Annotated in this window: 10 protein-coding genes and 1 pseudogene; 1 reads left to right on the top strand and 10 read right to left on the bottom strand. The window is 34.1% G+C overall.

Translation table 11 applies throughout. The features are described from left to right. Positions 1-100 precede the first annotated feature (100 nt). The 10 genes and pseudogenes from RT228_RS17645 to RT228_RS17600 form a co-directional block, all read right to left on the bottom strand. Complete coding sequence (locus RT228_RS17645; RefSeq protein ID WP_286433472.1) at positions 101-1,660, bottom strand: type I restriction-modification system subunit M; 1,560 nt, start codon at positions 1,658-1,660, stop codon at positions 101-103. Positions 1,661-1,814: 154 nt separating this feature from the next. After that, complete coding sequence (gene traN / locus RT228_RS17640; protein ID WP_286433470.1) at positions 1,815-2,687, bottom strand: conjugative transposon protein TraN; 873 nt, start codon at positions 2,685-2,687, stop codon at positions 1,815-1,817. 27 nt (positions 2,688-2,714) lie between these two features. Further along, positions 2,715-4,001 (bottom strand): conjugative transposon protein TraM, encoded by a 1,287-nt coding sequence (gene traM, locus RT228_RS17635; protein WP_286433468.1) that lies wholly within the window; start codon positions 3,999-4,001, stop codon positions 2,715-2,717. After that, a complete protein-coding gene (locus RT228_RS17630; protein WP_286433466.1) occupies positions 3,976-4,269 on the bottom strand; it encodes a hypothetical protein in 294 nt (97 codons plus the stop codon). The genes traM and RT228_RS17630 overlap by 26 nt, the downstream gene beginning before the upstream one ends. Positions 4,270-4,281: 12 nt before the next feature. Further along, positions 4,282-4,905, bottom strand: a complete 624-nt coding sequence (gene traK, locus RT228_RS17625; RefSeq protein ID WP_286433464.1) for a conjugative transposon protein TraK — start codon at positions 4,903-4,905, stop codon at positions 4,282-4,284. A gap of 14 nt (positions 4,906-4,919) precedes the next feature. Continuing rightward, on the bottom strand, positions 4,920-5,912 hold the full coding sequence (gene traJ, locus RT228_RS17620; RefSeq protein ID WP_313139159.1) for a conjugative transposon protein TraJ: 993 nt from the start codon (positions 5,910-5,912) through the stop codon (positions 4,920-4,922). 2 nt (positions 5,913-5,914) lie between these two features. Further along, positions 5,915-6,523 (bottom strand): DUF4141 domain-containing protein, encoded by a 609-nt coding sequence (locus RT228_RS17615; RefSeq protein ID WP_409519899.1) that lies wholly within the window; start codon positions 6,521-6,523, stop codon positions 5,915-5,917. A gap of 51 nt (positions 6,524-6,574) precedes the next feature. Beyond that, positions 6,575-9,069, bottom strand: a pseudogene (locus tag RT228_RS17610) (TraG family conjugative transposon ATPase). Continuing rightward, on the bottom strand, positions 9,053-9,397 hold the full coding sequence (locus RT228_RS17605) for a DUF4133 domain-containing protein (RefSeq protein ID WP_313139155.1): 345 nt from the start codon (positions 9,395-9,397) through the stop codon (positions 9,053-9,055). Before RT228_RS17605 ends, RT228_RS17610 begins: the two are co-directional and overlap by 17 nt. A gap of 12 nt (positions 9,398-9,409) precedes the next feature. Further along, positions 9,410-9,718 carry a DUF4134 domain-containing protein gene (locus tag RT228_RS17600; protein WP_073145514.1) on the bottom strand — a complete coding sequence of 103 codons (309 nt, stop codon included), beginning with the start codon at positions 9,716-9,718 and terminating at the stop codon, positions 9,410-9,412. A 279-nt stretch (positions 9,719-9,997) separates the two neighbouring features. On the opposite strand from RT228_RS17600, the gene RT228_RS17595 reads away from it, so the two are divergent. Then, the coding region (locus RT228_RS17595; protein WP_313139152.1) for a DUF6904 family protein at positions 9,998-10,674 on the top strand (677 nt) is incomplete at its 3' end.

Here is a 10,674-nt window from a genome sequence, read left to right as displayed (position 1 = left end):
CCTGGAAATCTCAAATTAGGAACCTTCTTATCTTTTAATCTTTTACTTGTCATTTTAATCATTTAATTTTCGTTAGTAATAACATTAAGGATATAAAAAATTAAAAAACTAGCCCTAGTTCTTTGAAATAAACATCAATTTCCTTGTCTAATTCAGCACGTTTAGCTTCCAAAGACTTTATTTCCTTCATTACAGCATGTATATCGATCTCTTCTTCTTCTTCAAAAGTATCAACATACCTGGGGATATTTAGATTATAATCATTTTCTGCAACTTCTTCTAAAGTAGCTAAATGGCTATATTTTTCGATTACGGCCCTGTTGCGATAAGTATCTACAATTTTCTCAATATGTTCCTCACGCAACATGTTTTGGTTCTTTACCTTCTCAAAGTCTTTACTTGCATCGATAAATAAAATATGATTAGGATCCTCTTTACATTTCTTAAACACTAAAATACAAGTAGGGATACTTGTACCATAAAAGATATTAGCAGGAAGCCCGATAACTGCATCTAAGTAGTTTTTTTGCTCAATAAGATACTTACGAATATGTAATTCTGCTGCTCCTCTAAATAACACACCATGAGGTAAAACAATAGCCATCGTACCATTCTCAGCAAGGTGATAAATCATGTGCTGAACAAAAGCGAAATCAGCTTTACTTGCAGGAGCTAACTTACCATATTGACTAAAGCGATCGTCACTTAAAAATAATGGATTAGCACTCCAATTAGCTGAGAAAGGTGGATTTGCAACAATAGCCTCAAAAGGCATATCATTCAAATGTTGAGGATGCTCTAACGTATCTTCTTGTTTAATATCAAATTTTAAATAATGTACACCATGCAAGATCATATTCATCCTTGCAAGGTTATACGTTGTTCGGTTCATCTCTTGTCCATAAAAATTATTGACATCTTTCACTTCACGAGCAACACGTAACAATAAAGAACCAGATCCACAAGTAGGATCATATACAGATTTTAATCTATTCTTTCCTGTAGTAACGATCTTTGCCAGAATTTTAGAAACTTCCTGAGGAGTATAAAACTCTCCAGCTTTTTTACCAGCACCACTTGCAAATTGACCAATTAAATACTCATAAGCATCACCAAGAACATCCAATTCGGTATGTTCTAATTTAAAATCAATTTCATCTAAGTGAACTAAAACCTTTACGATAATTTCATTACGTGCTTCAGCCGTTTTACCAAGTTTAGTACTATTAAGATCCATATCTTCAAATAGGTTATCAAAGTCTTCTTCACTTTGAGTTCCCATAGTACTTAACTGAATATTCGTTAAAATTTTCTGTAAGTCTTCTAAGATAAAAGTGTTAGTACTTCCACTTCCTCTTTTTGCTATCTCACTAAAAAGCTCAGAAGGCTTTAAAAAGTAACCTAAGGTTTCCAAAGCTTCCTCTCTAATTGCATCAATATATTCTTTTCCTAAAGCTGAATTCTCATCAATACTACTAAACTCAATATTATCCTCTTGTAATATAGAGTTAGCATAGATTTCCATTTTTTCTGCTAAATACTTGTAGAAAATAAATCCAAGAATATAATCTCGGAATTCATCTGCATTCATCTTTCCTCTCAACGTATTGGCAATATTCCAAAGCTGTTGTTCTAATATTTTCTTTTGTTCTTCTGACATTTTTTGAAATAACTTTTATTTAATTGAGGATATACAATCCTTAAAGTGGCACTAAAATAGTAAACTTTTATATCTAAAGTATAATATAAGGCAAAATATACTTCTTAAACTGTATATACTAAAAAAAGCCCTTAAAAAAGGACTTTTTGATTTGTTAAATTTTCAAATAATCTACTCCTTTTGATCTTAAAAGATTCGAATTCTTCACTTTCAAAATCTGATTTCTCACTCCATTTTTCTCATTAACTTCAATTAAGAGCATTTGTTTATCAGACAGCGTAAACTGATCTAACATAAAGACATTGTCTTGTTTACTATGACTATTGATTGTTTGAGAATTAGTAAGACTTCTAATTGGTTTTAAACTTACTTCTTGAATAGTAGTTCGTTTTGAAGTTCTTTTATCTTTGATTTTAAAACTTACATAGTCAACTTCATATGGTAAATTACTCTTGTTGTTTATAAACAAGAGAAAGTAGAGCTTACCATCTTGGATATAAATACTCTTTAACCTTGCTTCTACTTCGTAACTTTTACTTTTGATATTTAGCTCTTTCTTGTTTTTATTTATGATTGCTTTCATAAGAAGATCAGCTAAACTTGGCGTGGTATTTCCTAAGTCTTTAAACAACACTTCGCTTTGCTTTTTATTGTTCTCTTTTTCAAACTTGGCTAAATCATAACTTAGTTGTATTGGCTCTAGTTTGTAGGTAGCATTAAAATTATAGTATTTACCATCGTTTGTGATAACTGTAAAGTTTGTAGCTGTGATGTCTTCTTTTATCGTTTTTAAGCGGAGTACATTTGATGTTGCCTCTACTTTACTAGCTATAATCTCACTACTTCCGAGATCCACATATTCAATGCTACTTGGAAATAAAATATGAGTTGTTTTGTTTTGGGTGAGTTCAACTTCATATGGTGTTACCTCAGCAGTTGATAGATTAATAGATTGACTATTTTCTTGAGCTGTTACTGTGTTTACTGTTAGTAAGCACAATAGCATATATTTAATGATTGTTTTCATAATGATTTGATTTTTTGTTATTGATTGTTATTCTTTAGGAACAAGAAACAGCTCTTGTCCTTGTTTTAAGGTTACTCTTTGGGCTTTTACTTTCTTTGAGAAATACCCTGATACCCCTTGAATAAATCCTTTGGTTAAGTCTCCTGCAATTTGATCTGATGCAGATCTACTCATCGAAATACTTGTGCCTGTGGTCTGTCCCATATTGGCTATGATTTCTTTTGAGGCGCTTATTTCTTGAAGGTCTAATACCTCAAGTCCTCTTTGCCCATAGTTATCATAACCGATAAGCTCTGTTTCTATGATGGTCTCTTCAATCTTAATAGAATTTACAATAAGCTCTAACCTGCCACTGTTTACTTTTACTTTAGCAATCAGTGTACTTGTTTCATCTAATAAAATTCCATTTATTATGATGCTTTCTAAGAGTCTTAGTTTGATGTATCCTTCGTTTATAATAACCTGATCTTCTTTGATACTTACTCTTATACTGTTTTTGTGGATTTGCGCTTTACCCTCTCCTTCAGCAGTATAAAAGGTTTGATTGTTTTCAGAATTAATTGGTAAGAAATCCTGAAGACTCATTGGTTTTACAAGTGAAGAAACAATCTCTTTACTTGTTTTATCTATTACAGTTATAGCCTGTTTTTTACTTGGAATTGTTTTAACGCTCCTAGTTTGATTTACAGGTAATGTTGCATTTGAAGTTTGACTGTTTGGTAAATACTTAGCTGCCATCTGAAAAGACTTTTCCATCAGTTCTAATTGATTATCCATAGTAATAGCAGTTGGAGCGTCTTTTTGTTCTAATTGCTTCTCTAACTCTTCTATTTGCTTTTTAAGCTTATCTGTTTCAGGATTTTCAGTACTGCTGTAAAAACTACCAAGCACATCTTGGGTTTGCTTGTAGTTCTGATAAGACCGCTCGTAGGGCGTGTAAGTAGGTTCTACACTATAATCCTTATGATTATAACTGTTATTAGAGTCGTCTTGAGACTCATTCCAATAATCTGCTAAAGAGTGAATTTGATTTTCATTTTCCTGTTGTTTCTGTTCCCACAGCTCTTTTTCATAAGCTTTTACCTTATCTGTGGGCATAGCGCTAGTTGTCGCCTCAGGGACTGAATCATTGTGAGTGATTAGCTCTTTCTCTTCAGGCTTAAACAAAAAGTACATAGCTCCTAAAAACACAATCCCCATTAAAGCAAAGACTATGTGCTTTTTGTGTTTTTCTATAAGGTTTTGAATTACCTTATTTTCTTTGGGTACTTTCTCTATCTGGTGGGTTTTATTTGATGTTTGATCTTGATTCATAATTTCTTATTTTTATAGTTAGGTGTGATTCTATCTTTTGCCTATTAAGCAAATACTTCACTGGTTTTATATTACTTTGCTTCTGTTTATTGGTTGTTGTCTCCTTTATTGTAGAGGTAAAGCTTGTCTTTACAATAAAAAAACAAACAAGACCATAAAGGGTAAATACAGTAAGTAATAAAACTCGCTGTCTTTTTATAGAGAGGTTATTCCAGTAGACCTTAAGTCTACTGGAATAACTATATCTTAAAAGTTGTAACTTATTCATAGGATTTGTTTTTTAACGTTTAACAACTTCTAAGTCTTTATTCTCTACAACGGTGAACTTTTCGATAATAAACCCTTGCGGGTTATTATCTGAGCGTACTGCTGAGATAAGCTGGCTACTTGTTATAAGGTTCCTTTTAGTTAGATTACTTGATCGGATGATGTACTGGGTGGCATAAGTCATTGTTTTATAAGGATAGTTATTAAAGTCAATTTTAATGCTATCCACCTCAATTCGTTGCTGAATATTCCCTGAGATCACTCTACTGTAATAGCCTTTTTCAAGTAGGTCTTTGTAATAATCAAAGGCGGTTTTATCCGATAGATTAAACGCTCGTTGCATATTACCCTCTATAGCTGCTTTTTCAGGTGAAAGTGTAAAGAACAGCTCGTGAAAACGCCTTACGTGCTCTCTTGCCTCCACTGGCCTATTTATACTTGCGTCTTGAGATAGGGCAAGCATGAGTGATTTACCTTTATCAAGCACATAGATTTTCTCTCGTTGCTCTTTTGCAAAATCATAGCTTTTGTAGATAGAGAATCCTACTACTATAAGGCAGACAACTGCAAATACAATAGCGTAAAGTCTTATCTGTTTAAAGCTATTTTCTATATTTCGAAGTGATTTAAATTCCATAATTATTCTTTTAGTTATTTAATAAGTTGTCCTGAAATATTACCAACTGTTGCCCCTGCTCCTGCTGTAGCCATATTACCAGTAGTAGATACAGTCTTATTCATATTACGCATAAAATTTCCTGCTCCACCTGCTTGAATTACCCATCCTGTTACTGTAGGGATTGTAAAATATCCTACTATACCAATGATCATAAAAATGACATAAGCAGTATTTGAGGTATCTGGTACATAGCTCGGATCTGCAAGCAATAGCATATCTCTTTCGATAATTAAAGACTGAATCTTAGCAAGCATTGCGCTAAATAAATCGGCTACTGGAAGCCAGAGATATACACTAATATACCGAGTGAGCCACTGTAAGAGCGTAGATTCAAAACCACTCCATATTGAGATTGCAAAGGCAATGGGACCAAGTATGGAGAGTACCACTAAGAAGAATGTCCGAATGGTATCGATAACCAGAGCGGCTGCTTGAAAGAGCATTTCTAATATTTCTCTAAAACCATCTCTTAGATTCTTTTGAAAATCATATTGCCATTTCTCTAAATACATTCCTGTCATAGCAGCTAAATCAGAAGGAGACCAACCAAGCTCATCAAGCTTTTTATCAAATTCTTCGTCTGAGACTAAATAAGCTGTTTCAGGATTTCGTAGCATAGCCTCTCTTTCTAAAATATCTTTCTTTTGTTGTAAGGAAGTCATATCAATTACCTGATTTTCTAATATCTGATGTGTACCTTTTACAACTGGACTTAAAACCGTATTTAAAGTTCCAAGAACAAGTGTGGGGAAAAACATAATACAAATACCCAAAGCAAATGGTCTAAGCATTGGATAGGCGTCTATAGGTTCTGCTCTTGCCAGGGCTTGCCATACTTTTATACCAATGTAAAAAAGAGCACCAAGACCTGCTAAGCTTTTAGCCACACCTGCCATCTGGGCTGATAGTGGCATCATGTCGTAGTAGAGATTCTGAAGTACCTCGTGTAAATTACTATCTCCCATAACTACCAATATTTTTGATTCGAGGTTCCATAGAGATCAAGTACTCTTTGGGTATTATTTTTCTTCTTCGATCTTAAGATGCTAATACCTATATTTTTTCTGGTGTAGTAACTAACAAGGTTGTGATAGTCTTTTACCTCTTTGTAAACCCTATCGATAATATCCATACGCTCTTTATCATTTAAAGACAAACTCGAAGCGCTTACAATCTGTTTGAGTTCTTTGACAAGCTCTGTGCTTTCTTGAAGTAGAACTGAATATCCGTTAGCTATAGCAACTAGCTCCTGAGTAGAGAAGTTAGGATCATTGAGCATCTTACCAAAGTTCTTGACATACAGTTCTGATACTTCTCCTACTAAAAGCACAGTTTGTTGCACCTTCCTTGCGTCTTTAACAAGATTGTTTACTGCTTGAAGTTTATCGTAATACTCCTTCCCTTGTTTATAGACTTTCTCTACTTCTTTGAAGTTTTTAACTACATTGCTAACCGTTGAAGAAGTCTGTATAATTTCATTGGCACTGTTTAAAATACCTGATGCTAAATTTGTGGGGTCTGTAACTACCCACTGGGCATAGTTCTTTATTGGTAGAACTAGTAGCATCGCTACCATTACTACCTGTAATAGTCTTTTCATGGTGATATATTTTAATTGATTAATTGTTTACTCTTGCTGTTTTGCTTGTACTAAGCGTTTTATAGCCATCTCTACATTACCATCGAGTTCTTTAGCCAAATTCATGACCTGCAATTTCTCAGTCTCTTCAGTGGTATAGGCAAGATACTCCGAATAGCTCACCTCTGTAGCATACACACCTGAGTGAGTACCTCCAAGACCAATCCAAACTTCTTTGTAAAGACGATTTGGATTATTGTTTAAGTTTATTGAAAGTATCTGAGCTTTCTCTTTGTCAGTCAGACCAAGCATAGCTTGTATATCATCGAACTTGTTCATGTACTTGCGCTGATCAAGAAGGATCTTACAATCTGAATTATTGATGATACTCTCCTTTACAATCGGAGATTGGATAATATCATCTACCTCTTGAGTTACAATAATGGCTTCTCCAAAAAACTTTCTAACGGTTTTAAACAAATATTTAATGTACGATGCCATACCCTCTTTGGCTATGGCTTTCCAAGCCTCCTCAATTAGTATTAGTTTACGCTGACCTTTAAGACGTCGCATCTTATTTATAAACACTTCCATGATGATAATAGTCACTATAGGAAACAGAATTTTGTGATCTTTGATTGAATCTACCTCAAAGACAATAAAGCGTTTATTTAGTAAATCAAGCTCACTTTCTGAGTTTAATAAATAGTCGTATTCTCCTCCTTTGTAGTAAGGCTCCAATACATTTAAAAAGTTATAGAGATCAAAGTCTTTTTCTCTAACTTGCTTTTGTTCTAACTCAGCTTTGTAATCTGTTTTGATATACTCATAGAAAGTATTGAAGCTTGGTTTTATATCGCTGCTTTGAAGTTTTTGGATGTATCCACTAACAGCATTTGAAAGTGCTACTTCCTCCGATCGTGAGGGCGGCTGGTCATCACGCTTCCAAAGCGTCAAGATGAGCGTTTTAATACTCTCTCTTTTTTCGATATCAAATACCCCATCATCGGTATAAAACGGATTAAAAGCAATTGGATTTTCTTCTGTATAGGTAAAATACAGCCCATCTTTCCCTTTTGTCTTTGCTTTAATCAGTTCGCATAAGCCTTGGTAGGAGTTTCCTGTATCAACAAGCAGTACATGCGCGCCTTGCTCATAATACTGTCTTACCATATGATTGGTAAAAAAACTCTTACCACTTCCCGATGGTCCCAAGATAAACTTGTTGCGGTTGGTGATAATTCCCTTTTTCATGGGCAAATCCGAGATATCTAAATGAATTGGTTTACCAGTAAGCCGATCTGCCATTTTAATTCCAAAGGGAGATAATGAGTTTTGATAATTGGTCTCCCCTGTAAATAAGCATAAGGCAGGTTCTATGAAGGTATAAAAGCTCTCTTCACTTGGAAAGTCCCCGCTATTACCTGGCATACCTGCCCAGTAAAGTGTCGCAGCATCAACCGTATTGTGTCTTGGTACGCACTCCATGGAAGCAATTGCGCTTCCACAGTCATTTTTAAGCTGTTTAAGCTCACTTGGATTATCTGACCAAGCCATTCATTAAAGTGAGCTTTTATAGAGGTAAGCCCTTTGCTATGCGCTTCATTTAGATATTCCTCAATCCACTGCTTGTTAATTTGATTGGCACGACTGTATCTAGCAAGTGAGTGCATATTCTTAGCTGACTTCTCAAACTGCTTTAGGTTGTAATCACTATCCTCTAAAAACAAAAACTGGTTATAGATGTGGTTACAATTAAGTAAGAGTCCTACTGGCGAGGCAAACGATAAAGCCATACTGCTTTTATCAGTTGATAGTTTTTCATAGCGTGACAAATACGAAACTTCACTTGGAAGATCTTCTGTATTTGAAAGAGTATGTAAAGAAAGGCTGTTATCTCCTATTCTAACCTTATCACTACTTATAGCAATATCCTGAAGGCTTCCTCTTTTACTAGGACTTAGCGTTAAGTACTGCTCTAAAAGCCCGCTTTTTTCCTCTGAGCCGATAATATCTTCTTCCGTAAGTTTAGTTAAGTGAATCAGTCCACTATCATTTACTATTTTCTCAAGTTGAGCAGTAGCTTCTAAAAAGCTTAAAACCGCATCTTTATCTCTTATTTCTTTAGGGATAAGCTCTCCTCTTGTAAGGGATGAAAAGTTACTTTGGCTTTTGATTCGTTCTTTAGTAGTTTTTGTAATAAAGAGATAACAGCTGTGATTAAGATAAGAACGCTCATTAAAATGCCTTTCAAAGCTTCTACTTAGATAGCTTTGCTCTGCATCACTAAAATCTGCCTCGTAGCTTTCTTTTACAAACCAATCCTGTTTGTGTATCACAGTAAACTCAGGTAATGTTTTAATAGCCTTATGCCACACGCTGTGAATAGTCTCATATTCTTTATCTGAGATGGTGAATATCTCAGGTAAGATAACTTTATAACAAACCGTGATATCTCCTTGCTTTGAGACAATACAGTTATTCTCAACCGCCAAAATCGGAAACATCCGCTCTAATGTATTTGTCTTAGCTGTATTTCTCATAGTTTCTTTGTTTTAAGTTTCTACTTAAATACCCTCTAAAATCTTTTCTTGAGATGATGTACCTTGGAAAATATTTTCTTGCTTGAAGTTTCATAAGACCATACTGACCATATTTCTTATTTGATGAAAATACTTTATAAACAAGATAACCCGATAGTCCAAGACCAAGAGTTAAACAAATAAGATTGTTTACCCCTGCCATATACAAAATCATGACAAGAATAAGATTCCCTAATAGTCCCCCTGCAAAATAAAACAGGTACTGAGCCTTGAGTCCTTTAAACTCAACACTAGCTCCAATGCCTTTATTGATACTATACTTTTTCATATAAGTATCTTTTTAAAGGAAGAATGATCTTAGAATTGTAGCCGCTACAATTAAGAAAATACAAGCTCCAAACCAACTTGCTGCTGTCTTGCTTGTATCGGGATCACCACTAGAGAATTTGTTGTAAACCTTTACTCCTCCAATAAGCCCTACCACTGCTCCAATAGCGTAGATTAGTTTAGTGGCTGGATCAAAATAAGAAGTTACCATCTGGGTAGCTTCTGTAATACCTGCTGCTCCGTTTCCTTGAGCCAGTAGTGGTAAACTACTTAGTACTACTAGTAATAAGAATAGCCTTTGTTTGATTGTTTTTGTTTTCATAAGAATGACATTTACTTGGTTATAATCATGCCCTTTGCATGATACTTTGGTAAATGTCTTTGAAAAACAGATTAAGGGATTGATTGTGGAAGTTAGGGGTTGTTCTTGGCATTGAGCAGACCATTTAATACCACCATATTGTAGGTCAATCTTTTTTTGTAAGTTTGTTTAGTGGTTACTAATGGTAAAGATGTAGTATTTGAAAAATGTAGTTTGTTTTAATTTATGTAGCTAATTATCAATTGAATCACTCAATATTTATTTTAAAAATTAAGCAAGATGTTTTATCTATTATCAACCAAAAACGGTATAGGTTTTGAACTATGGGGATCTTATGAAGATTTATCTTCTTTATATAATTCCTTTGATGGGCTTTGGAATAATGAAGAGTACTTAGATCAGCCTGGTTTTAAATCTAGGGAAACAATAATAGCTAGTATGTTATATGATATACGAAAAACTTTTCAAGGTAATAGATTAGAGCGTAAAGGCACTCACTTTCATTTTAATGATACTCCATACTTTGGATGTCGAATATCTTGGGTAGATGGACTATTTTTTCTACATGCTGTTCGATATAACGCACGTTATTTTAACATCAATAAACTTCAACTAGCAAATCTATTACAATTAGAGTATTGGTTAGAAAAAGCGATGTATAACTATGATCCCGTAGGAGCTGTAAACCTATCTCATTATATAACAAGTGGTATTGACGCTTCTAATGAATGTTTATATATTTATATGAGAAGAATAAACCTTAATTACTTCTTATTAAACGGTGGTAAAAAAGCTTTCAGACAATTACCTGAGTTATTAAAGAAAGCTTGTTTTGGAACAGCTGAGTATTCAGCTTATAAAGCAGAATTAGAAAAAGACGCGAAAAAGTTAAATACAATTCCTTCGAATCTGGAATTGGATGATGATACATTTGATTATGATAGTGTGAAATGGTA

The organism is Myroides sp., from assembly GCF_032073645.1.
Taxonomy (GTDB): Bacteria; Bacteroidota; Bacteroidia; order Flavobacteriales; family Flavobacteriaceae; genus Flavobacterium; species Flavobacterium odoratimimum.
This window is presented reverse-complemented; position numbering and strand designations above follow the sequence as displayed.

Bases quoted from the DNA above. Each gene is read 5' to 3' on its own strand.
- RT228_RS17645 (WP_286433472.1), bottom strand. From the start codon at position 1,660: ATGTCAGAAGAACAAAAGAAAATATTAGAACAACAGCTTTGGAATATT.
- traN (WP_286433470.1), bottom strand. From the start codon at position 2,687: ATGAAAACAATCATTAAATATATGCTATTGTGCTTACTAACAGTAAAC.
- traM (WP_286433468.1), bottom strand. From the start codon at position 4,001: ATGAATCAAGATCAAACATCAAATAAAACCCACCAGATAGAGAAAGTA.
- RT228_RS17630 (WP_286433466.1), bottom strand. From the start codon at position 4,269: ATGAATAAGTTACAACTTTTAAGATATAGTTATTCCAGTAGACTTAAG.
- traK (WP_286433464.1), bottom strand. From the start codon at position 4,905: ATGGAATTTAAATCACTTCGAAATATAGAAAATAGCTTTAAACAGATA.
- traJ (WP_313139159.1), bottom strand. From the start codon at position 5,912: ATGGGAGATAGTAATTTACACGAGGTACTTCAGAATCTCTACTACGAC.
- RT228_RS17615 (WP_409519899.1), bottom strand. From the start codon at position 6,523: ATGGTAGCGATGCTACTAGTTCTACCAATAAAGAACTATGCCCAGTGG.
- RT228_RS17605 (WP_313139155.1), bottom strand. From the start codon at position 9,397: ATGAAAAAGTATAGTATCAATAAAGGCATTGGAGCTAGTGTTGAGTTT.
- RT228_RS17600 (WP_073145514.1), bottom strand. From the start codon at position 9,718: ATGAAAACAAAAACAATCAAACAAAGGCTATTCTTATTACTAGTAGTA.